Source organism: Aeromonas sp., from assembly GCF_051657805.1.
In the GTDB taxonomy this organism is placed as follows: Bacteria; Pseudomonadota; Gammaproteobacteria; order Enterobacterales; family Aeromonadaceae; genus Aeromonas.
On record NZ_JBOFLJ010000021.1, the window covers coordinates 248,101 to 270,436 of the forward strand.

General features: G+C 60.4%; 17 protein-coding genes and 1 tRNA gene. 9 read left to right on the forward strand and 9 right to left on the reverse strand.

From position 1 onward, the window contains the following. Window positions 1-7 precede the first annotated feature (7 nt). Window positions 8-883: a 6-carboxytetrahydropterin synthase gene (locus tag ACRCYW_RS08365; RefSeq protein ID WP_438549650.1), complete on the reverse strand. Its 876-nt coding sequence runs from the start codon at window positions 881-883 to the stop codon at window positions 8-10. Between the two features lie 79 nt (window positions 884-962). On the opposite strand from ACRCYW_RS08365, the gene ACRCYW_RS08370 reads away from it, so the two are divergent. From ACRCYW_RS08370 to ACRCYW_RS08385, 4 genes are all read left to right on the forward strand, one after another. Next, complete coding sequence (locus tag ACRCYW_RS08370) at window positions 963-2,306, forward strand: dihydroorotase (RefSeq protein ID WP_438549651.1); 1,344 nt, start codon at window positions 963-965, stop codon at window positions 2,304-2,306. Window positions 2,307-2,658: 352 nt separating this feature from the next. After that, a tRNA-Pro gene (locus ACRCYW_RS08375) sits at window positions 2,659-2,735 on the forward strand. Window positions 2,736-2,856: 121 nt separating this feature from the next. Further along, a complete protein-coding gene (locus tag ACRCYW_RS08380) occupies window positions 2,857-3,333 on the forward strand; it encodes a CC0125/CC1285 family lipoprotein (protein ID WP_438549652.1) in 477 nt (158 codons plus the stop codon). 198 nt (window positions 3,334-3,531) lie between these two features. Then, on the forward strand, window positions 3,532-4,791 hold the full coding sequence (locus ACRCYW_RS08385; protein WP_438549653.1) for a dicarboxylate/amino acid:cation symporter: 1,260 nt from the start codon (window positions 3,532-3,534) through the stop codon (window positions 4,789-4,791). 55 nt (window positions 4,792-4,846) lie between these two features. On the opposite strand, the gene ACRCYW_RS08390 is transcribed toward ACRCYW_RS08385, so the two are convergent. Next, on the reverse strand, window positions 4,847-5,293 hold the full coding sequence (locus tag ACRCYW_RS08390; RefSeq protein ID WP_438549654.1) for a methyltransferase family protein: 447 nt from the start codon (window positions 5,291-5,293) through the stop codon (window positions 4,847-4,849). A 173-nt stretch (window positions 5,294-5,466) separates the two neighbouring features. Here ACRCYW_RS08390 and alr point away from each other — a divergent pair, with 173 nt between their 5' ends. Next, the gene (alr, locus tag ACRCYW_RS08395) at window positions 5,467-6,693 is read left to right on the forward strand and encodes an alanine racemase (protein WP_438549655.1); all 1,227 of its coding nucleotides are present in this window, start codon (window positions 5,467-5,469) and stop codon (window positions 6,691-6,693) included. 57 nt (window positions 6,694-6,750) lie between these two features. Here the strand turns inward: alr and ACRCYW_RS08400 are convergent, their stop codons facing one another. From ACRCYW_RS08400 to ACRCYW_RS08430, 7 genes are all read right to left on the reverse strand, one after another. Continuing rightward, complete coding sequence (locus tag ACRCYW_RS08400; RefSeq protein WP_438549656.1) at window positions 6,751-7,707, reverse strand: TerC family protein; 957 nt, start codon at window positions 7,705-7,707, stop codon at window positions 6,751-6,753. Window positions 7,708-7,996: 289 nt separating this feature from the next. After that, a complete protein-coding gene (oppF, locus tag ACRCYW_RS08405) occupies window positions 7,997-8,992 on the reverse strand; it encodes a murein tripeptide/oligopeptide ABC transporter ATP binding protein OppF (RefSeq protein ID WP_349921833.1) in 996 nt (331 codons plus the stop codon). Further along, window positions 8,993-9,988, reverse strand: coding sequence for an ABC transporter ATP-binding protein (locus tag ACRCYW_RS08410; protein ID WP_438549657.1), 996 nt, complete (start codon window positions 9,986-9,988; stop codon window positions 8,993-8,995). 54 nt (window positions 9,989-10,042) lie between these two features. Beyond that, complete coding sequence (gene oppC, locus ACRCYW_RS08415; RefSeq protein WP_438549658.1) at window positions 10,043-10,954, reverse strand: oligopeptide ABC transporter permease OppC; 912 nt, start codon at window positions 10,952-10,954, stop codon at window positions 10,043-10,045. A 14-nt stretch (window positions 10,955-10,968) separates the two neighbouring features. Beyond that, complete coding sequence (gene oppB / locus ACRCYW_RS08420) at window positions 10,969-11,889, reverse strand: oligopeptide ABC transporter permease OppB (RefSeq protein WP_438549659.1); 921 nt, start codon at window positions 11,887-11,889, stop codon at window positions 10,969-10,971. A gap of 97 nt (window positions 11,890-11,986) precedes the next feature. Next, window positions 11,987-13,606 carry an ABC transporter substrate-binding protein gene (locus tag ACRCYW_RS08425; protein WP_438549660.1) on the reverse strand — a complete coding sequence of 540 codons (1,620 nt, stop codon included), beginning with the start codon at window positions 13,604-13,606 and terminating at the stop codon, window positions 11,987-11,989. A gap of 279 nt (window positions 13,607-13,885) precedes the next feature. Then, window positions 13,886-14,521 carry a YchE family NAAT transporter gene (locus ACRCYW_RS08430; protein WP_438549661.1) on the reverse strand — a complete coding sequence of 212 codons (636 nt, stop codon included), beginning with the start codon at window positions 14,519-14,521 and terminating at the stop codon, window positions 13,886-13,888. Between the two features lie 1,014 nt (window positions 14,522-15,535). On the opposite strand from ACRCYW_RS08430, the gene adhE reads away from it, so the two are divergent. The 4 genes from adhE to btsR all read left to right on the forward strand — a co-directional run bounded on the left by adhE (window position 15,536) and on the right by btsR (window position 22,300). After that, window positions 15,536-18,211, forward strand: coding sequence for a bifunctional acetaldehyde-CoA/alcohol dehydrogenase (gene adhE / locus ACRCYW_RS08435; RefSeq protein ID WP_438549662.1), 2,676 nt, complete (start codon window positions 15,536-15,538; stop codon window positions 18,209-18,211). 110 nt (window positions 18,212-18,321) lie between these two features. Continuing rightward, the gene (locus ACRCYW_RS08440; protein WP_438549663.1) at window positions 18,322-19,554 is read left to right on the forward strand and encodes an HD-GYP domain-containing protein; all 1,233 of its coding nucleotides are present in this window, start codon (window positions 18,322-18,324) and stop codon (window positions 19,552-19,554) included. A gap of 353 nt (window positions 19,555-19,907) precedes the next feature. Continuing rightward, entirely contained in the window at window positions 19,908-21,599 is a 1,692-nt protein-coding gene (locus ACRCYW_RS08445; protein WP_438549664.1) for a LytS/YhcK type 5TM receptor domain-containing protein, read from the forward strand. Further along, window positions 21,596-22,300 carry a two-component system response regulator BtsR gene (gene btsR / locus ACRCYW_RS08450; RefSeq protein WP_438549665.1) on the forward strand — a complete coding sequence of 235 codons (705 nt, stop codon included), beginning with the start codon at window positions 21,596-21,598 and terminating at the stop codon, window positions 22,298-22,300. The genes ACRCYW_RS08445 and btsR overlap by 4 nt, the downstream gene beginning before the upstream one ends. Window positions 22,301-22,336: the final 36 nt, after the last annotated feature.

The following is a 22,336-nucleotide window of genomic DNA, read 5'->3' on the forward strand; positions in this document are numbered from 1 at the left end:
TACCAGATCAGGCGTAGGCGATGGCGCCCTTGCCGACCCCCTCATAGGCCACGATCTTCACGAACTTGTCACCCACCTGCTTCTTCACCTCGCGGGCGATGTAGTGGGCCAGCAGCTCTATGGTGGTGTCGGTGTCGATCATCTCCACCTCCGCCGCCGGCATGGCCAGCTGGAACAGCCCCTGGGGCGCCACGTACTTGAAGCCGAGGTGATGTTCACCCAGCTGGGCCTTGGCAAGATCGCTTAGAGCCAGCGCAGACAGGGCCACCTGGTCTTCCTGAGTGCCGAGGTAGATGTCGTTCCAGCGCTCGGCCCAGTTCAGCTCCAGCTCCTCGTCCCGCTCCCCATCCACGGAGATCTCGATGGGGGAACGGTGACCGTGGGCGATGCGCTGGCAGTTGCCGTCGTGCTTCTTCAGGCCATGGCTGTAGTGGTAGAAGGCGCCGTCGAGGCGCTCCTGGCGCAGGGTCAGCGACAAGTCCTTGATATTGCCTGGCAAGCGGGTGGCCAGCACCCCCAGCAGGTAACGGGTCACCGATTCTTTGTCCACCTGGGGGGCGGGAATGAAGGCAAACGCCTGGGCCGGACAGCGCAAATGGATGGAGCGGTGGGGGCGCAGCAGATCCACGGTGCACTCGCCATCATCAAGCTCTGCTATCTGCACCAGGCCGCAGCCGGTCGGCACCAGCAGCTTGTGATCCACCTCTTCGTCTATGATGGACTTGATGAGCTTCTTCACCCGGCCAAAGTCCAGCAGCATGCTCATCTCGTTGAGCTCACCGCTCATTTCGATGTCGACCAGCCAGCTCTCCCCTACCATGCCACGGCGTTCACACAGATAGCTGGAGTCGATAACGGTCAAATCTCTTACAAATAACTTCATCACTCAGACCTTGCTACAGAGAAAGTGCAGTTTGGGATATTATGACCCCGGATTATCGGCAAAGGAACTGGAACCCCCCATGAACAAATTGCTTATCAAGAACGCCACCCTGGTCAACGAAGGTCGCATCTATGCCTCAGACGTGCTGATCGAGGGGGAAAGGATAGCCCGCATCGCCCCGGACATCAGCGCCCCGGATGCCGTGGTGATCGATGCGGCGGGCCGTCACCTCATCCCAGGGATGATCGATGACCAGGTCCACTTCCGGGAGCCCGGCCTGACTCACAAGGGCACCATCGCCAGCGAATCCCGGGCCGCCGTGGCCGGTGGCACCACCAGCTTCATGGAAATGCCCAACGTCAATCCCCAGACCACCACCATCGATGTCCTCGAAGCCAAATACCAGATAGCCGCCAACTCCGCCGCCGCCAACTACAGCTTCTACCTGGGTGCCACCAACGACAACCTGGAAGAGATCAAGAAGCTCGATCCCAAGCAGTCCTGCGGCATCAAGATCTTCATGGGGGCCTCCACCGGCAACATGCTGGTGGACAACCAGGAGACCCTGGCGGCCATCTTCCGCGAGAGCCCGGTGATGATAGTCACCCACTGCGAGGACACCCCGTCCATCAAGGTGCTGGAAGACGAGGCCCGCACCAAGTGGGGCGAGGATGTGCCCATGCGCGAGCACGGCCGCATCCGCAGCGCCGATGCCTGCTACAAATCCTCCAGCATGGCGGTGGGGCTGGCTAAGAAGTACGGCGCCAAGCTGCACGTGCTGCACCTGACCACGGCGAAGGAGCTGTCGCTCTTCACCGCCACCCCGGATCTGAAGGATCTCAAAGACAAGAACATCACCGCCGAGGTGTGCGTGCACCACCTCTTCTTCAACGAGGCGGACTACGACACCCTGGGCAGCCAGATCAAGTGCAACCCGGCGGTGAAGAGCGCGGCGGATCAACATGCCCTGCTGGATGCGGTACGCAACGACGTGCTGGACATCATCGCCACCGACCACGCCCCCCACACCTGGGAAGAGAAGCAGAACAGCTACTTCAAGGCGCCGTCCGGCGTGCCCCTGGTACAGCACTCCCTGCAGGCCCTGCTGGAGCTCTATCACAACGGCGTCTTCAGTCTGGAGACCATCGTCAAGAAGACCTCCCACGCGGTGGCCGAGCGCTTCCAGGTGCAGGATCGCGGCTACATCCGCGAGGGTTACTTCGCCGACCTGGTGCTGCTGGATCTCGGCAAGCCCTATGTGGTCAACGACAGCAACCTGCTCTACCTGTGCGGCTGGTCACCGTTCAACGGCTATCGCTTCCAGAGCACCATAGAGATGACCCTGGTCAACGGCCAGATCGCCTGGCAAAACGGTCAGGTCACCGACAAGGTACTGGGCAAACGCCTGACCTTCAACCGCTGATATGAGAGGTTAACCGCTTCCAGAGCGCCATCCTTGAGATGACCCTGGTCAACGGCCAGATCGCCTGGCAGAACGGTCAGGTCACCGACAAGGTGCTGGGCAAGCGGCTGACCTTCAACCGCTGATCCTCCCCTCTGCAGGATGCGTTCTCACTGCGCCAGACGGCCACCCACAGGGTGGCCGTTTTTTTGGCCGGCGAACCATGAAAAACGGCGCCACCCAGGGAAACTGGTCGCACTTTGATCCGAAGTTGCTCGCAAAGCAGGCGAACGATCGCGAAGTGCGGTTTCCCCTGTTGACAGGGCGTGGGCATCTCCATAAACTCAGCCCCCGTCAGCCGAGCTGACTCCGTCGGTGTGTAGCGCAGCCAGGTAGCGCATCTGCATGGGGTGTAGAGGGTCGGAGGTTCGAATCCTCTCACACCGACCAAATTCCCCGAGAAAGGCCTTGTCAGACGACAAGGCCTTTTCTTTTTATGGCTCATGGCCGGATTGTCTCTCCCCGCCCGTTGTGCTGTAGTGATGGCCTGTCTCCCTCTCGGGTCTGTCTGATGTCGCTCCCCCGCTCTTCCCTCCTTGGCCTCGCCCTGTGCGGCCTGTTGCTTGTCCAGCTCGGTGGCTGCGCCACCGCCTATGACAGCGAGAAATCCTTCTGGAACGGCCAGACCGGCTTCTCCCAGACCCAGCTTGGGCCAGCGAAGTGGCAGCTGGAGTTCGTAGGCAACGATCTGGTGGACAGGGAGCTCGCTCGCAAATACGTGCTCAAGCGGGCGGGCGAGATGGCGCTGGCGCAGGGTTACAAGTGGGTGAACGTGCAGGCGCTGACCATGGCACGGGACGCCGTCAGGGTCAGCCCGATGCGCCCCCAGTTCGGTTTCGATGAGTACGAACCCGATACCTTCATGGACGAGATGCACGTGGAGCACCGTATCTCGGCCCTGCTGACCTTCTCCCTCGGCCAGACCCCCTCGAACGATCAGAGCCTGGAAGCTGTTTATCTCGCAAACATAAAAATAAACAGTGATTAATATAAGCAAAATGCAAGATCCATATCACATACACCTAATAACAACATAAAGTTCGGTTATAAGCCGCTGGATTTCCCCCTCGCGATTAGGCATGCTGCCAGCACACCGGCTGTCAGGATTCCATGGCCCGGATCACAAAAACGGACTAAGGTGGCACCCTTGCTGCCTGCACTGCACACATAGACACTGGGATTCCCCATGAAAATGAACAAGTTGACGGTAGCCATTCTTATCGCGATGCTGCTTGGCATTGCCACTGGCCAGGGCTACCGCCTGTTGGCGCCCGCAGAGGCCGCCGATTTTGCCAGTAACATCACCATCTTGACCGACATCTTCCTGCGTCTGATCAAGATGATCATCGCCCCCCTGGTGTTCACCACGCTCGTGGTCGGCATCGCCAAGATGGGCGACACCCGCACCGTGGGTCGCATCGGCGCCAAGACCCTGGCCTGGTTCATGCTGGCCTCACTCATGTCCCTGACCCTGGGTCTGGTGATGGTCACTCTGCTGCAACCGGGTGTGGGCCTCTCCCTCTCCCTGCCCGATGACACCGCGACCTCGGGCGTCGCGGCGGGGGCCATCACCCTCAAGGACTTCGTCACCCACGCCATTCCGAAGAGCGTGATCGAGGCCATGGCCACCAACGAGATCCTGCAGATCGTGGTCTTCTCCCTGTTCTTCGGCCTGGCCGCCGCCGCCCTCGGCGATCTGGCCAGACCCGTGGTCACCCTGATGGCCAGCACCGCCGAGATCATGCTGAAAGTCACCGGCTACGTGATGAACTTCGCCCCCTTCGCGGTGTTCGGCGCCATCTCCGCCATGGTGGCGAAGGAGGGTCTCGGCATCCTGGTGACCTATGGCAGCTTCATGGCCCAGTTCTACCTGGCCCTGGCCTGCCTCTGGCTGCTGCTGATCGCCATGGGCAGCCTGTTCATCCGTCGCCGCATCCTGACCCTGCTCGCCATGATCCGCGAGCCCATACTGCTCGCTTTCTCCACCGCCAGCTCCGAGGCCGCCTACCCCAAGACCCTGGACAGACTGGAGAAATTTGGCTGTGACAAGCGCATCGCCAGCTTCGTGCTGCCCATGGGTTACTCCTTCAACCTGGACGGCTCCATGATGTACTGCACCTTCGCTGTCATGTTCATCGCCCAGGCCTATGGCATCGAGCTCAGCATGGCCCAGCAGATCACCATGCTGCTGCTGCTGATGGTCACCTCCAAGGGGATGGCCGGGGTGCCGCGCGCCTCCCTGGTGGTGATCGCCGCCACCCTGAACCAGTTCCACATCCCGGAAGCCGGCATACTGCTGCTGCTCGGCATCGACCACTTCCTCGACATGGGCCGCTCCGCCACCAACGTGCTGGGCAACGCCATCGCCGCCAGCGTGGTGGCCAAGACCGAAGACAGCCTGGGGGAGACCCAGCCCCAGAGCGAGGGCGAACTCGCCAAGGCGTGACAATCACCCCCATGAAAAAAGGCCCGCAACTGCGGGCCTTTTTGTTGTTCGCCTCTCAGCACCAGCGCCGCACCCGGCGGCAGTACTGCAGGTAGGCGACCCCGAAGCGGGCGCGCAGTGCCCGCTCCTCCGGCAGGATCTGGAAGCGGGTGAGCCAGCCAAACAGCAGCAGAGGGCCGAGCCAGACGGCGATCCCGCCGAGATAACAGGCCAGCGCCATCAGCCAGCACAGGAGCCCCAGGTACATGGGGTTGCGGCTGATGCGATAGACCCCCTGGGTCACCAGCACCCGGCTCTGTTGCAGCCGGATGGGATTGACAGTGGTGCGCTGGTGGGCGAAGTGCAGCAAGGCTCCGCCCCCGAGCAGAGCGCCTGCCAGCAGCAGAGCCGTGGCCAGGATCAGCAAAACTCCGGAGCCCCTGCCCTCCCCGCCCCCCAGCCACATGGCGAGGGCGATGACGACAAACAGCAACAAAGGTGGGACACGCAGCTCGAAACGCATATTTTCTTCCTGCAAAAAGTGCCACGAATGGCGCCAATGAGATACACTCGCATCGCCGGTGGCTGGGTAAAAAGTTAAAGAGATCATCTACATAGAAGCAACAGCCCAGCAACACCGCCTCTCGCGTCTGAACCCAGACCTCCTCAACAGGAACAATAAGAAGGTATCATCCCATGCACAAGAAAACCCTGCTCGCTACCCTGGTATTCGGCCTGCTGGCCGGCCAGGCGGTCGCCGCCCCCTACCTGCCGCTGGCCAGCGACACCCGCAACGGCCAGGAGCAGACCGCCGCCAACGCCTGGCTGGAAGTGGATCTGGGCGCGTTTGAGCACAACATCCAGACCCTCAAGGATCGCCTCGGTGACAAGGGTCCGCAGATCTGCGCCATCATGAAGGCGGACGCCTACGGTCACGGCATCGATCTGCTGGTGCCCTCCGTGGTCAAGGCGGGCATCCCCTGCATCGGCATCGCCAGCAACGAAGAGGCCCGCGTGGCCCGTGAGAAGGGCTTCGAAGGCCGGCTGATGCGGGTCCGTGCCGCCACCCCGACCGAGGTGGAGCAGGCCCTGCCCTACAAGCTGGAAGAGCTGATCGGCAGCCTGGAGAGTGCCAAGGGCATCTCCGACATCGCCCTGCGCCACAACACCAAGGTGCCGGTCCACATCGGTCTGAACTCCGCCGGCATGAGCCGCAACGGCATCGACCTGCGCCAGTCTGGTGCCAAGGACGAGGCCCTGGCCATGCTCAAGCTGCCGGGTATCACCCCGGTCGGCATCATGACCCACTTCCCGGTGGAGGAGAAAGAGGACGTCAAGCTGGGTCTGGCCCAGTTCAAACTGGACAGCCAGTGGCTGCTGGAGGCGGGCAAGCTGGATCGCAGCAAGATCACCATCCACGCCGCCAACTCCTTCGCCACCCTGGAAGTGCCTGACGCCTACTTCGACATGGTGCGCCCGGGCGGCCTGCTGTACGGCGATTCCATCCCCTCCTACACCGAGTACAAGCGCGTGATGGCGTTCAAGACCCAGGTCGCCTCGGTGAACCACTACCCGGCCGGCAACACCGTCGGCTATGACCGCACCTTCACCCTCAAACGCGACTCCCTGCTGGCGAACCTGCCGCTCGGCTACTCCGACGGCTATCGTCGCGCGCTCAGCAACAAGGCCTATGTGCTGATCCAGGGTCAGAAGGTACCCGTGGTTGGCAAGACCTCCATGAACACCATCATGGTGGACGTGACGGATCTGAAGGGGGTGAAACCCGGTGACGAGGTGGTGCTGTTCGGCCGCCAGGGTGAGGCCGAGGTGAAGCAGGCGGATCTGGAAGAGTACAATGGCGCCCTGCTGGCGGACATGTACACCATCTGGGGCTACACCAACCCCAAGAAGATCAAGCGCTGATAGCGGATCTGAAACAAGAAAGGGCTCCCGCGGGAGCCCTTTTCAGTGGTTTGGCAATCAAGCCGTTTTCACGCCTTCTTTCTTGCGCGTGACCCAGAGGCTGAGCCCCATGGAGGCGATCAGGATCAGCGCGACCACACCCAGCGCGATGCCGGTGGGTATCTTGAAGATATCCAGCAGCAGCATCTTGACCCCGATGAACATCAGGATCAGCGCCAGGCCGTATTTCAGCAGGGCAAAGCGCTCCGCCACACCCGCCAGCAGGAAGTACATGGCGCGCAGGCCCATGATGGCGAAGATGTTGGAGGTCAGCACGATGAAGGGATCCGTGGTCACCGCGAAGATGGCCGGGATGCTGTCCACCGCGAAGATGAGGTCGCTCACCTCCACCAGCACCAGAATGAGCAAGAGCGGCGTGGCGTAACGCACCCCATCGCGCCAGACGAAGAAGTTCTCCCCTTCCAGATTCTCGGTCACCTTGAAGCGACGGCGCATCCAGCCCAGCAGCGGGTTGTTGGCCAAGTCCGGCTCCTTGTCGGCGGCCCACAGCATCTTGACCCCGGTCAGCAGCAGGAAGGCGCCGAACAGGTAGAGGATCCAGTGGAACTGCTCGATGAGCCAGCTGCCGGCGAACACCATGCCGGCCCGCATGACAATGGCACCCAGTACCCCGTACAGCAGCACCCGGCGCTGCAGCTCGGCCGGAATGGCGAAGTAGCCGAACAGCATCAGCCAGACGAAGACGTTATCCACCGCCAGCGCCTTCTCGATGAGGTAGCCGGTGAGGAACTCCAGCCCCTTCTGGTTCGCGATTTCACGGCCGGCGCTGTGATCCAGCCAGAGCCAGATGGCCAGGTTGAACAACAGGGCCACGCTCACCCAGATGAGGGACCAGATCCCCGCCTCTTTCAGCGACACCTTGTGCGCCTTGCCACCGCCGACGAAGCGTATGTCAATCCATAACAGGACCAGCACTATGCTGAAGAAACCGGTCCACATCCACCATTCACCCATTTTTCACCTCTCCAAAAACGACAAAACCCACGACCGAGAGGCGTGGGTTTGCGTTTGGAGCAGATACACCTTGCCTCTCGGCAAGGTCTCACTTACAGCGATCCAATCGCTGCCCGGCTGCCGGGTCCACTGCATACATGCGTGCACCGTAATGACGACAAACCGGCGAGAAGTTACTCCCCTTGTTGCGCGGATGATAGCAACCCTGAAAGATAACGCCAAGGGGCATCTTCTGCCCTTTGCAAAATAAAAGGGGCGCCACCTGGGCGCCCCTTGTCATGGATCACGATCAGAGCGGATCCACCTTGAGGCAGGAGACAGCGTGATCGAAGTTCCCCTCCAGCATGGGCCGGGTCTTGGCGCACTCCGGGCCCGCCACCGGGCAGCGGGTACGGAACACGCAACCGGACGGCGGATTCATGGGGGACGGCAGATCCCCCTCTAGGATCTGGATGACCTTGCTGCGCTCCAAGTCAGGATCCGGGATGGGCACCGCCGACATCAGCGCCTTGGTGTAGGGGTGCAGGGGGTTCGCGAAGATCTCCTGGCGGGTGCCGAGCTCTACCGCATTGCCCAGGTACATCACCAACACCCGGTCCGAGATGTGTTTGACCACGGAGAGGTCATGGGCGATGAAGATGAGGGACAGCCCCATCTCCTTTTGCAGGGATTTCAGCAGGTTCACCACCTGAGCCTGGATGGAGACATCCAGCGCCGAGACCGGCTCGTCACAGATGATCATCTTGGGTTCCAGGATCAGCGCCCGGGCGATGCCGATACGCTGACACTGACCGCCGGAGAACTCGTGCGGGTAGCGGTTTACCAGGTTTGGCAAGAGCCCCACCTTGGTCATCATGGCACGCACCTTCTCCTTCACCTCCTCCTTGGAGAGCTTGGGATAGAAGGTGATGAGGGGCTCGGCGATGATGTCACCGATTGTCATACGCGGGTTCAGGGAGGCCAGCGGGTCCTGGAAGATCATCTGGATCTCCTTGCGCTTCTCCCGCAGCGCCCCCTGCTCCAGCTTGGTCAGGTCCTGACCCAGCCACACAACCTTGCCGTCGGTGGCCGGCACCAGACCGATGAGGGCCCGGGCGAAGGTGGACTTGCCACAACCGGACTCACCCACCACGCCGAGGGTCTCCCCCTCGTACAGGCGCAGGGTCACCCCGTCCACCGCCTTCAGGGCGGAGGGTTTGGCCCAAGGCCAGGCCTTGTCACTCTTGATGCTGAAGTGGACCTTGAGGTCGGACACTTCCAGCAGCAGTTTCTTGTCGGTACCCATTTAGTTGGCCCCCTTGGCGATGACACCCGCATTCATGACATCCGATTCCCAGTGGCAGGCCCGTGCCCGACCATCGCCGAACGGCGTGAGGATCGGGGACTGCTTGCCGCAGATCTCGTGCGCCCGGTGGCAACGCTCCTGGAAGGGGCAGCCGGTGGGCAGACGCAGCAGGTTGGGCGGGTTGCCAGGGATGGTGGGCAACACCTCCCCCTCGGTGTCGAGGCGGGGGATGGCGCGCAGCAGGCCCTCGGTATAGGGGTGGCTCGGGCGGTAGAAGATATCGTTGACCTTGCCGTACTCCATGGTGCGGCCGGCATACATCACCAGCACCTTGTCGCAGATACCGGCGACGACACCGAGGTCATGGGTGATCATGATGATGGCGGTGTTGAACTCGCGCTTGAGTTCGTTCATCAGGGTCATGATCTGGGCCTGCACCGTCACGTCCAGGGCCGTGGTCGGCTCGTCGGCGATGAGCAGTTGCGGCCGGCACAGCAGTGCCATGGCGATCATCACCCGCTGGCGCATGCCGCCCGAGAACTCGTGCGGATACATGTTCATCCGCTTGCGGGCCTCGGGGATCTTCACCGCGTCCAGCATGCGGACCGACTCCTCGAACGCCGCCGCCTTGCTCATCCCCTTGTGCAGCATCAGCACTTCCATCAGCTGATCCTTCACCTTCATGTAAGGGTTCAGCGAGGTCATGGGGTCCTGGAAGATCATGGCGATCTTCTCGGAGCGAATAAGGTTCAGCTTGGACTCCGGCAGGTTCAGGATCTCGTCACCCTGAAACTTGGCGGAACCGGTGATGACGCCGTTCTTGGCGAGCAGCCCCATGATGGCGAAGGCGGTCTGGGACTTGCCAGAGCCGGATTCGCCGACGATGCCGAGGGTCTCGCCCGCGGCCAGAGAAAAGTTGAGGTCGTTGACGGCCACCACATTGCCATCCGGGGTCTTGAACTCGACCCGCAGATCTTTCACATCCAGTAATTTCATAAAGACTCCTTATCCGTCTTCCGCGGCTCTCTAAACGATCCTGAGGGGTTGTTTTTATCGATCTTTTGGATCGAGAGCGTCGCGCAGACCATCCCCGAGGAAGTTGAAGCAAAACAGGGTCACCACCATGAAACCGGCGGGGAACAAGAGTTGCCAGATGGCCACTTCCATCGCTTTGGAGCCTTCATCCAGCAGGGCACCCCAGCTGGTCATGGGTTCCTGCACGCCGAGTCCGAGGAAACTCAGGAAGGATTCGAACATGATCATGCCCGGCACCAGCAAGGTGGCGTAGACGGCCACGATACCGAGCACGTTAGGCACTATGTGACGGGTGATGATCTTCCACTTGGAGACGCCACAGACGTGGGCCGCCTCGATGAACTCCTTGCTCTTGAGGCTCAGGGTCTGGCCGCGCACTATCCGCGCCATGTCGAGCCAGCTCACCGCGCCGATGGCGAGGAAGATCAGCGCCAGGTTCCTGCCAAAGAAGGTCACCAGCATGATCACGAAGAACATGAAGGGGAAGGCGTTGAGGATCTCGAGGACCCGCATCATCAGGCTGTCGACCCGACCGCCGATGAAGCCGGAGGCGGCTCCATAGAGGGTGCCGATGATGACGGCCACCAGGGCCCCCATGATGCCGACCATGAGCGAGATGCGACCGCCCAGCAGGGTACGCACGAACAGGTCGCGCCCCAGGCTGTCGGTGCCGAACCAGTGGCCGGTTTCCATGTCCGGCGCGGTCTGCATGGCACCCCAGTCCGGATCGTCGAAGGTGTACTGGGACAGGTGCGGGCCGACGATCACCGCCAGACCGATGATGGTCAGGATGATGAGGCTGGTCAGTGCCGCCTTGTTGCGCAGGAAACGGCGACGGGCATCCTTCCACAGGGAGCGACCTTCCACCACTTCCACTTTCTGGGCGAACGCCTCGACGGCTTCGCGCTTTTCAGTTGTGACTACCATGATGTACTCCCGACTTAGTAACGGATCTTGGGGTCGATGACGGCATAGAGGATATCGACCACGGCGTTAAAGGTGATGGTGAGGGCGCCGACCAGAATGGTCAGACCGAGCACCATGGAGTAATCACGGTTGAGGGCACCGTTGACGAACAGCTGACCGATCCCCGGCAGGCCGAAGATGGTCTCGATGACCACGGAGCCTGTGATGATGCCCACGAAGGCCGGCCCCAGGTAGGAGACAACCGGCAACATGGCCGGACGCAGGGCATGTTTCAGGATGATGTGACGCAGGGGCAGGCCCTTGGCACGGGCGGTGCGGATGAAGTTGGAATTCATGGTCTCGATCATGCTGCCGCGCATGATGCGGGAGATGGCCGAGATGTAGTACATCATCATGCCGAATACCGGCAACACCATGAACTGGGCCCCGCCCCCCTGCCAGCCACCGGCCGGGAACCAGCCGAGATAGATGCTGAAGAAGAGCACCAGCAAGGGCGCCAGCACGAAGCCCGGGATCACCACCCCGGCCATGGCCGACGACATCAGCAGATAGTCGATGAGGGTATTCTGTTTGAGGGCCGCTATGGTGCCAAAGGTCACCCCCAGGGTCACCGCCAGCAGGAAGGCGACCGAGCCAATCTTGGCGGAGACAGGCAGCGCCTGGCTCACCAGATCGTTGACGGTGAAATCCTTGTACTTGAAGGAGGGACCGAGGTCGCCCTGGACCAGATTGCCCAGATAGGTCAGATATTGCACGCCGATGGGCTTGTCCAGACCGTATTTGGCCTCGATGTTGGCCAAGACTTCCGGCGGCAGGGAGCGTTCGCTGGTGAAGGGGTTGCCCGGGGCGAAACGCATCATGAAGAAGGAGACGGTGATCAAGACCAGCAGAGTCGGGATCGCTTCCAGTAGACGTTTAAAGATAAATTTCAACATAGACATTTCCTGTCCTGTACTGCTTCCAAAGGGTCGCGGTTGTAATATAAGGCCCGCCATCCGGCGGGCCTGCTTGTTATGCGACTTGTTTCTTTACTCAGTGAGCAATGATGTACATGTCTTTGCTGTAGAGGTTGTCCAGCGGGTTGGCCGGGTAGCCGCCTACATAGGGCTTGACCATGCGGGAGGTCACGTACTGGTAGATGGGGGCGATCGGCATGTCCTTGGCCAGGATGTCTTCCGCCTGGACATAGAGCTTGTTGCGCGCCTCGGCATCCACCTGGTTACGGGACTCGCTCATCAGCTTGTCGAACTCGGTGTTGGAGTACTTGCCGTCGTTGTTGCCGTGGGTGGTCTGCATCAGATCCAGCATGGAGGAGGCTTCGTTATAGTCCGCGATCCAGCCGGCGCGACCCACGTCGAAGTTACCCTGCTTCTTGGTTTCCAGGTAAGTCTTCCACTCCTGGTTCACCAGGCTCACCTGAACACCCAACTTCTTCCACATGGAGGCGACGGCCACGGCCACCTTCTTGTGGTTGTCGTCTGTGTTGTAGAGCAGCTCGAACTTGAGCGGCTTGCCCGGGCCGTAACCGGCTTCGGTCAACAGCTCTTTCGCCTTGGCATCGCGCTCGGCCTGGGTCAGCTTGGACCAGGCCGGTGCCACCGGCTTGAAGCCGTCCACGAAATCGGGGACCAGGGTGTAGCCCGGGGTCTCACCCTTGCCCATCACCTTGTCGGCGATCACGTTGCGATCGATGGCATAGGAGAGCGCGGTACGCACCCGCACGTCGTCAAACGGCTTGTGCTTGAAGTTGTACTGGTAGTAGTAAGTCCCTACGTAGCCGCTGACCTGCACCTCTTTGGGCAGCTCTTTCTTCATCTGCTTGAAGCGCTCGATGGGCATGTTGTAGGTGAGATCCACTTCACCGGCCAGGTAGCGGTTCAGCTCGGCGTTGGTGGACTGGATCGGCAGATAGGTCACCTTGTTGATGACGGTCTTGGCGTTGTCCCAGTAGTTGGGGTTGCGCTCGACATCCACACGCTCGTTGACCACCCAATCCTTCAGCACGTAGGCGCCGTTGGACACCATGTTGCCGGGCTGGGTCCACTTGTCACCAAACTTCTCGATCACCTTCTTCGGCACCGGGTAGGTGGTGGTGTGGGAGAGCATGCTGACGAAATAGGGAACCGCCTTCTCCAGCTGCACCTCGAAGGTGTGATCGTCCATCGCCTTCACACCCAGGGTGTCAGACGGCTTCTTGCCAGCGATGATATCGGTGGCGTTGACTATGGTCGGGATCTCCATGTACCAGGAGTAGGGAGAGGCAGTCTTGGGGTCGACCGCACGCTTGAAGGCGAACTCGAAATCGTGGGCGGTGACCGGATCCCCGTTGGACCACTTGGCGTCTTTGCGCAGGTGGAACACGAAGTGTTTGTTGTCCTTGGTTTCCCAGGACTCGGCCACGCCAGGCAGGGTCTCGCCTTTGGGGCCGGAGGTGACGAGACCTTCGAACAGGTCACGCAGGATATTGGATTCTACCGTTCCTTCGGTCTTGTGCGGATCCAGAGTTGCGGGCTCGGATCCATTGCCTTTCACCAGTTGCTGAACGTCTGCCAGCTTGGTACCTGCGGGCACATCGGCGGCTTGTGCCGCACCGATGCCACCAAACAATGCTGCCACCAAGAGGGTATTAATAATTGTTTTTTTATGAGTCATTTCCATACTCCAACAAGAACATTCCATGCATTTGTCCATCCGCGAGATAAACACCTCGCAGCCAGCATAATTCCCTGTGATTTCTGATAATGCAATAGATATCATCAGGGGAACCGCTTCGTAATGGTTAAAAAAACAGCTTTAACCCCATTTATCAGCATTTAAATACTTTGAGATGGGTGTTTTTCGTACAAAGCCGCTCGATTCTAGAAAATGACTCACAAAAAAGAAACAAAAAAAGCCGGTCACGGGGACCGGCTTTGACAAAGGGGAGCTGAGTCACATCAATCCGGGGAAGACCCCTTTGATGCCGGCCACCATGATCTCGATGCCGAGGGACATCATGATGAGACCCATGATCCGGGTGACCACGTTGATGCCGGTGTTGCCCATCAGCTTGAACAGCAGGGGAGCGGCGCGGAAGATGAGCCAGGAGCAGTAGGCGAAGGCCACTACCACCAGGAACATGCCGGCCATCTGTGGCAGGGTCTTCTGGCTGGCATAGACAATAGAGGAAGAGATGGCGCCGGGGCCGGCCATCAGTGGCAGGGCCAGGGGCACCACGGCAATGGATTCACGGGCTGCCAGCTCCCCCTTCTCCTGTTTGTTGTGCTTCACCTCCCCGAGCTTGCCCTGCAGCATGGACCAGGCGATCAGGGTGATGAGCGAGCCGCCGGCGATGCGAAACGACGCAAGCGATATGCCGAAACCGTCGAGGATCAGCTGCCCCATGCACATGGAAACCATCAGGATGACCATCACGGCGATGTGGGCCGTGGTGTTGGTCTTGCGCCGCTCCTCCGGCTGCATGTGGCCGGTCAGGCTGACGAACACCGGCAACAGACCCAGCGGGTTGATGATGGCGAACAGACCAACGAAAAATTTCAGGTATAAAGAGAAGTCAATTGCTGCCATAGGCGTCATCCAGAACCAATTCGGGCCACAGTGGCCATCCCAACCAAACTGGGCGTAAATTTACACCATGGTTTTTCCCTTCACCAATCAAATAATCTCACCCTTTCCGTGGCTTTTCAGTTAGTTCCTCTAATGTATCGACAAAAATCAACATATCGGGTTGTTAAAGCCAACACCGTCGAATTAACATTTCGGTCAACCCCGTTGGCGCTTTATGCTGCCGTTATCGACCCCTGCGACATTTCCCTTCACCTCAGCCGCATTTCCCGGATGAAAACTTGAGCTGATAACAAGGTATTCACGATCACCTACTGCCCGTTCTCTGGCCGTCCACCCGCTCGTTAACCCTGCGGCCAGGTCGCCATCTGTTCCGACAATATCCCCCCTGCCGCTATGGCCCCCTGCTTGCCGGCAAGGGCTCGAGCCAACCCTAAGTCGGTCAAACCGGGTCGCAGCCGGTGGCCACCGGTCCCTCTCTCCTGATCCACGAAAGCGCTTCCTAGGCGCAGCAAGATGCCCATCCCCGTCGATGCCCTGCCCCAGCATAAAAGTCGCCAGGGGGTCGGGGCGTAAGGTCTTTTCTGATGGAAAGCAACGGGATCCGGCCCACTATTCGATGGCTGCCTTCCCTCGGGCAAGCGCCTCAGGGCCGCCTCTTCATGCCCGTTTACCGCCATGAGCACCAGTGTCCACATCGACTCTTAATCTATAAACCACTGAAATGTAATTAATTAATCGTGGATTTATCGAAACCCGCCCCCTCGGCTCCCTGTCCCACTCGCCGACGGTCGCGACCGTCCTACATCTTTGAAACAAAATTTCTTTTGTTCTTTTGTTACATATGATCCAGATCAAGTTTTTCTGGCGCGACCCCGCTCATAATCGAGTCAGAAAGCAGTTTACTAAGACATGTAAATACCCCGTTATGGTGATTCTCTCCTTGACAGGGCGGCTATAATTGCCGGGCATTGCCAAGGTCTTACTAAACAGTTTTCAATTCATCAGGAGATAAACATGGCAGTAACCAATTTGGCTGAACTGGATGCACTGGTTGCCCGCGTCAAAGAAGCACAGCGTGAATTCGCCAGCTTCTCGCAAGAGCAGGTAGACAAGGTCTTCCGTGCCGCCGCCCTGGCCGCCAGCAACGCCCGTATCCCCCTGGCCCAGATGGCCGTGGCCGAATCCGGTATGGGTATCATCGAAGACAAGGTTATCAAGAACCACTTCGCCTCCGAATACATCTACAACGCTTATAAAGACGAGAAGACCTGCGGCATCCTGAGCCAGGACGACGAGATGGGTACCATCACCATCGCCGAGCCGGTAGGCATCATCTGCGGTATCGTTCCGACCACCAACCCGACTTCTACCGCCATCTTCAAGGCCCTCATCTCCCTGAAGACTCGCAACGCCATCATCTTCTCCCCGCACCCCCGCGCCAAGAATTCCACCAATACCGCTGCCAAGCTGGTACTGGATGCTGCCATTGCCGCCGGTGCGCCGAAGAACATCATCGGCTGGATCGACCAACCGTCCGTCGAGCTGTCCAACGCCCTGATGCGTCACGACGACATCAACCTGATCCTGGCCACCGGTGGCCCGGGCATGGTGAAGGCCGCTTACTCCTCCGGCAAACCCGCCATCGGCGTGGGTGCGGGCAACGTGCCCATCGTCATCGACGAGACTGCCGATGTGAAGCGCGCCGTCGCCTCCATCTTGATGTCCAAGACCTTCGACAACGGTGTGGTCTGTGCCTCCGAGCAAGCCGTCATCGTGGTTGACTCCATCTACAACCAGGTCAAGGAGCGCTTCTCCACCCACGCCGGTTACATCCTCTCCAAGGACGAAGCCGACAAGGTGCGCAAGGTGCTGCTGATCAACGGCGCCCTGAACGCCGACATCGTGGGTCAACCGGCCACCAAGATCGCTGCCATGGCGGGTGTGACCGTACCGGCTACCACCAAGATCCTCATCGGTGAAGGTCTGGAACTGTGCGCCGAAGACGAATTCGCCCACGAGAAGCTCTCCCCGACCCTGGGCATGTTCCGCGCCAAGAACTTCGAAGAAGCCGTCGAGATGGCCTGTGACATGGTCAACATCGGTGGTATCGGCCACACCTCCGGTCTGTACACCGACCAGGATCGCAACGCCGACCGCATCAAGTACTTCGGCGACAAGATGAAGACCGCCCGTATCCTGATCAACACCCCGTCCACTCAGGGTGGTATCGGTGACCTGTACAACTTCGCACTCGCCCCGTCCCTGACCCTGGGTTGCGGCTCCTGGAGTGGTAACTCCATCTCCGAGAACGTCGGTCCCAAGCACTTGATCAACAAGAAGACAGTCGCAAAACGGGCAGAAAATATGCTGTGGCACAAACTTCCGAAATCCATCTACTTCCGTCGTGGTTCCCTGCCGATCGCCCTGGGCGACCTGGAAGGCAAGAAGCGCGCCCTGGTCGTCACCGACCGCTTCCTGTTCAACAACGGCTATGCTGACGAAGTGGTTCGTCTGCTCAAGAAGCTGAACATGGAAGTGGAAGTGTTCTACGAAGTGGAAGCCGACCCGACTCTGTCCGTGGTACGCAAGGGCGCCGAGATGGCGAACTCCTTCAAGCCGGACGTGATCGTCGCCCTGGGCGGTGGTTCACCCATGGATGCGGCCAAGATCATGTGGGTCATGTACGAGCACCCGAACACAGCGTTCGAAGACCTCGCCATGCGCTTCATGGACATCCGCAAGCGTATCTACAAGTTCCCGAAAATGGGCGTGAAGGCCGAGCTGGTCTGCATCACCACCACGTCCGGTACCGGTTCTGAAGTGACCCCGTTTGCGGTCGTGACCGACGACGCCACCGGCATGAAGTACCCGCTGGCCGACTACGAGCTGACTCCGAACATGGCCATCGTCGACGCCAACCTGGTCATGGGTATGCCCAAGTCCCTGTGCGCCTTCGGCGGTATCGATGCGGTCACCCACGCCATGGAAGCCTATGTGTCCGTGCTGGCCAACGAGTACTCCGACGGTCAGGCGCTGCAAGCCCTGAAACTGCTGAAGGAATACCTGCCGTCCAGCTACATCAACGGTGCCAACGACCCGGTTGCCCGCGAGAAGGTGCACAACGCCGCCACCATCGCCGGTATCGCGTTCGCCAACGCCTTCCTGGGTGTCTGCCACTCCATGGCCCACAAACTGGGTGCCGAGTTCCACATCCCCCACGGCCTGGCCAATGCCCTGCTGATCAGCAACGTCATCCGCTACAACGCGAACGACAACCCGACCAAGCAGACCGCGTTCTCCCAGTACGACCGTCCGCAGGCTCGTCGTCGTTACGCCGAAGTGGCTGACCACCTGGGTCTGACCGCCGCCAGCGACCGCACCGCGGCCAAGATCGAGAAGCTGCTGACCTGGCTGGACGAGCTGAAGGCTACCCTGGGTATCCCGGCCTCCATCCGTGAAGCCGGCGTGAACGAGGCGGACTTCCTGGCCAAGGTTGACCAGCTGGCCCTGGAAGCCTTCGATGACCAGTGCACCGGCGCCAACCCGCGCTACCCGCTGATCACCGAGCTGAAAGCCATCCTGATGGACACCTACTACGGCCGTCCCTTCACCGAGGAAGCCCCTGCCGCCGCACCGGTTGCCGCCAAAGTGGAAGCCAAGGTAGACAGCAAGAAGAAATCCAAGGCCTGATAACCGGGTCTGAGGAAAAAAGCCCGCGCAGATGCGCGGGCTTTTTTATTTGTCTATCTGTTTAATTTTGCTAGCTTATTGGTAGGCAAACACGACACCAGAGCGAGCATATGGCGCTGATCCAAGCCTCCATCGAACAGTTAAGAGTCGGCCACTACATCCATCTCCCCACGGGCTGGACCAGCCACCCTTTCATGTTCAATGCCTTCAAGATCCGCGACCAGCAACAACTCGACGTCCTCCGCCACCTCGAACTCAGCCTGCTGATGGTGGATCCCGACAAGAGCGACCTGCCCCTCGAACCCCTGCTCCGCGCCGAACATGCCCAGACTATTCCAGTCGAACCCAAGCAGGAGATGCCCCTGCCGGGCGCCCCTGCCTTCGATGAGAAGGCCTTTCGCAAGTCCCTTCGCGCCGCCGACAAGGCGTTCGGCCAGTCCATGTCCGAGCTGCGCGACGCCCTCGGCGCCCTGAATCTCAAGCCCGACGAGGGGCTGGCCAACACCCTGCAGATAGTGCGCAACGCCGCCGCCCGTCTGGTCGAGCACCAGGGGCCCCTCGGCCTGCACCTGATCCGCAGCCAGCACACGGACATATTGCTGCAGCACAGCCTGAACGTGGCCTTCATCGCCATGTTGATGGCCCGGGAGCTGGAGATGAGCCCCATCGAGATCGAGGAGGCGGGGCTGGCCGGGCTCATCCACGACATCGGCGAGCTCAGGATCCCGGGCCAGATCACCCAGAAGCGGGGAGATCTCAGCCGCGCCGAGCAGAATTTTCTCAACATGCATCCCCAGTACGGGCTGGAGATGCTCAACCAGTTGCAGGCCTTTGAACCCAGGATCCGCGAGGTGGCCCACCTGCATCACGAGCGCCTCGACGGCAGCGGCTTCCCCCTCGGCATCAAGGGCGGGGAGATACCGCCCCTCCCCCGCCTCATCGGCCTGGTTGATTACTATGACGAACTGCTGCACCCCCGCAGCAGCGCCAACCCGGCGGCACCGAGCCAGGCCATCGCCCAGCTCTACAAACTCTCCCAGAAGAAGTTCGACCAGGATCTGGTCCGGTTGCTGATCAAGGTGCTGGGGGTCTATCCCCCCGGCTCCCTGGTGCGGCTCGATGACGACTCCGTCGCCCTGGTGCTCTCCACCGAGCCCACCATGCCCCTCAAGCCCAAGGTGCTGCCCTATGTCAGAGCCCAGCGACCGGAAGGGGTGGCCATGCTCGATCTGCGGGAAGACGAGCGCAGCATAGTCGCCACCCTGCGTCAGGAGGATCTCGATGAGGGGCAGCGCCCCTTCTTCAACCTGACTCGGCGCTTCTGTTACTATTTCGCATTCTGAGTTATCCCCAGAAGCTGGGGATAACTCATTGGACAAACCTGAATAATTGCCAGACGCCCCTTAAAATCGTTCCCTATCGGGGCTGAATAAAAAACGCCCAGCTATAAAGCCGGGCGGAGCATGCCACCTCCGTGTGGCGTATCCTGCGGATACATTCATGCACCCACCAGCAATATCAATCTCGTGCCGATTACACAAATATCAATTTAACATGCTGATTTTATGTGGTTTTACTCAGCCGTTCTGGCACACTGCGCCGCGCCGCCCCACCACGACACCGGATGAAGCGAGATCGGGATCACAAAACGCCGTGAGGGCCTGATAGTCCTGTTTGGCTTTAAGGAACGTTTTTTATGCAGTTAGTCCTCTCCCTGCTCCAGCAGATGAGTGTCAGCCTGGTCATCGCCTACCTCTTCTCCAAGAGTCCCCTGCTGCGCCCCCTCGCCAACTACTCAGTCCGGCTGCCCCACAAGATCCTGATATACGTCATCTTCTCCTCCTTCTGCATCCTCGGCACCTATGTGGGGCTCGACATCGACGATGCCATCGCCAACACCCGCGCCGTCGGCGCCGTGCTGGGGGGCTTGCTGGGAGGGCCTCTGGTGGGTTTTCTGGTGGGGCTGACCGGCGGTCTGCATCGCTATACCCTGGGTGGCTTCACCGATCTCGCCTGCACCATCTCCACCACCTGCGAGGGCCTGCTGGGGGGCCTGGTGCACTGGCGGCTGATGCGGGCCAACCGGGTGGAGGATCTGTTCAAGCCGAGGATCGCCTTCTTCACCACCCTCTATGCCGAGATGCTGCAGATGATCATCATCCTCTTGGTCGCCACCCCGTTCGACAAGTCCCTGCTGCTGGTGCGCACCATCGCCACCCCCATGATCCTCGCCAACTCCTGCGGTGCGGCGCTGTTCATCAGCATGATCCGCGATCAGCAGCAGATGTACGAGAAGTTCTCCCGGGTCTTCTCCGCCAAGGCCCTCACCATCGCCAACCGCACCGTCGGCATCATGACCCAGGGCTTCACCGTCGAGGCGAGCCAGAAGATCGCCCACATAGTGCAGGAAGAGACGGGGGTCGGCGCCGTCGCCATCACGGACACCGACAAGATCCTCGCCTTCATCGGCATCGGCGAGGATCACCACAAGCCCGGTACCCCCATCACCTCCGCCATCACCCAGCAGGCCATCGCCCAGAACCGGGTGCTGTTTGCCGATGGCAACCGCCAGCCCTATCGCTGCACCATCTCCCCCTCCTGCCAACTCGGCTCAGTGCTGGTGATCCCGCTGCAGGGGGACAAGGGGGTGATCGGCACCATCAAGCTCTATGAGCCCAAGAAGCGGCTCTTCCTCAAGATCAACCACACCCTGGGAGAGGGGATCGCCAACCTGCTGTCACAGCAGCTGTTGAGCGGGCGGCTGGAGCAGCAGCAGCGGCTGCTGGTGCAATCCGAGCTCAAGTTGATCCAGGCTCAGATCAACCCCCACTTCCTGTTCAACACCCTCAACACCATCAGCGCCATCACACGGCGTGAGCCCGAGCGTGCGCGCCAGCTGCTGCTTCACCTCTCCCGCTTCTTTCGCAAAAACCTCAAACGCCAGGATGGGCTGGTCACCCTGCAGGAGGAGCTGGAGCACTGCCAATCCTACCTGGAGATAGAGCAGGCCCGCTTCGGGGAGCGCCTCAGCGTGCAAAACGAGATCCCGCCCCATCTGGGGGAGTTGAAGCTGCCGAGCTTCACCCTGCAGCCCCTCATCGAGAATGCCATCAAGCACGGCATCTGCTCCTTGCTGGAGCAGGGAAAAATCCGTCTCTTCGTGGAGGAACAGGAGGAGAAGGTCATCCTCTGTGTGGAGGACAACGCCGGCGCCTGGCAGGCCGGCGCCGGCGGAGATGGGCTTGGCATGAGCATCGTCGACCGCCGCCTCAAGAGCGCCTTCGGCGAGCGTTTCGGCATCCAGGTCGCGTGCGAGCCTGAGCAGTGGACCCGAGTCAGTTTCACCCTGCCCAAGACCCCCGAATGCCTTACCAAGGAGATGACATGATCCGCGTTATCCTCGTCGATGACGAACCCTATGCCCGTGCAGAGCTGGCGGAGCTGATCGCCCCCGAGGCCGACATCGAGATCCTGGGCATGGCGGCCAATGCCATCGAGGCGTTGCCCCTCATCCAGTCACTCAAGCCGGATGTGGTCTTCCTCGACATCCAGATGCCGAAGCTGAGCGGCATGGATCTGGTCGCCATGCTGGATCCCCTGCCCCGCATCGTCTTCGTCACCGCCTTCGATGACTACGCCATCCAGGCGTTCGAAGAGAACGCGTTCGACTACCTGCTCAAACCGGTGGAGCCTGCCCGCCTCGCCAAGACCCTGGGGCGGTTGCGGCAGGATCTCAGCCCCTTGCCGGTGACGGCGCTGGCCCCGACCATACGCCACATCCCGGGCTACCTGCACAACAGGGTCAGGCTGCTGCCCATCGAGCAGGTGGAGTACGCCTTCTCGGATCTCGGTGGCGTGCACGTGGCCTGCCAGGGGGAGCAGTTCCACACCCAGCTCACCCTGAAATCCCTGGAGGAGAAGACCCCGCTGCTGCGCTGCCACCGCCAGTATCTGGTGGCCCCCGCCGCCATCTTCGAGATCCGGCTGCTGGATAACCAGCTGGCGGAAATAGTCACCCCGAGTGGCGCCAGGGTGCCGGTCAGCCGCCGCTATCTCAAGGCGCTCAAGGACGAGCTGGGCCTGGAATAGGTGACTCTTTCGGCATCAGATAGAGAAGGGGACTGT

Excerpts from the sequence above, each read along its gene's own strand:
- ACRCYW_RS08365 (WP_438549650.1), bottom strand. The coding sequence starts at position 883 with ATGAAGTTATTTGTAAGAGATTTGACCGTTATCGACTCCAGCTATCTG.
- ACRCYW_RS08370 (WP_438549651.1), top strand. The coding sequence starts at position 963 with ATGAACAAATTGCTTATCAAGAACGCCACCCTGGTCAACGAAGGTCGC.
- ACRCYW_RS08380 (WP_438549652.1), top strand. The coding sequence starts at position 2,857 with ATGTCGCTCCCCCGCTCTTCCCTCCTTGGCCTCGCCCTGTGCGGCCTG.
- ACRCYW_RS08385 (WP_438549653.1), top strand. The coding sequence starts at position 3,532 with ATGAAAATGAACAAGTTGACGGTAGCCATTCTTATCGCGATGCTGCTT.
- ACRCYW_RS08390 (WP_438549654.1), bottom strand. The coding sequence starts at position 5,293 with ATGCGTTTCGAGCTGCGTGTCCCACCTTTGTTGCTGTTTGTCGTCATC.
- alr (WP_438549655.1), top strand. The coding sequence starts at position 5,467 with ATGCACAAGAAAACCCTGCTCGCTACCCTGGTATTCGGCCTGCTGGCC.
- ACRCYW_RS08400 (WP_438549656.1), bottom strand. The coding sequence starts at position 7,707 with ATGGGTGAATGGTGGATGTGGACCGGTTTCTTCAGCATAGTGCTGGTC.
- oppF (WP_349921833.1), bottom strand. The coding sequence starts at position 8,992 with ATGGGTACCGACAAGAAACTGCTGCTGGAAGTGTCCGACCTCAAGGTC.
- ACRCYW_RS08410 (WP_438549657.1), bottom strand. The coding sequence starts at position 9,988 with ATGAAATTACTGGATGTGAAAGATCTGCGGGTCGAGTTCAAGACCCCG.
- oppC (WP_438549658.1), bottom strand. The coding sequence starts at position 10,954 with ATGGTAGTCACAACTGAAAAGCGCGAAGCCGTCGAGGCGTTCGCCCAG.
- oppB (WP_438549659.1), bottom strand. The coding sequence starts at position 11,889 with ATGTTGAAATTTATCTTTAAACGTCTACTGGAAGCGATCCCGACTCTG.
- ACRCYW_RS08425 (WP_438549660.1), bottom strand. The coding sequence starts at position 13,606 with ATGACTCATAAAAAAACAATTATTAATACCCTCTTGGTGGCAGCATTG.
- ACRCYW_RS08430 (WP_438549661.1), bottom strand. The coding sequence starts at position 14,521 with ATGGCAGCAATTGACTTCTCTTTATACCTGAAATTTTTCGTTGGTCTG.
- adhE (WP_438549662.1), top strand. The coding sequence starts at position 15,536 with ATGGCAGTAACCAATTTGGCTGAACTGGATGCACTGGTTGCCCGCGTC.
- ACRCYW_RS08440 (WP_438549663.1), top strand. The coding sequence starts at position 18,322 with ATGGCGCTGATCCAAGCCTCCATCGAACAGTTAAGAGTCGGCCACTAC.
- ACRCYW_RS08445 (WP_438549664.1), top strand. The coding sequence starts at position 19,908 with ATGCAGTTAGTCCTCTCCCTGCTCCAGCAGATGAGTGTCAGCCTGGTC.
- btsR (WP_438549665.1), top strand. The coding sequence starts at position 21,596 with ATGATCCGCGTTATCCTCGTCGATGACGAACCCTATGCCCGTGCAGAG.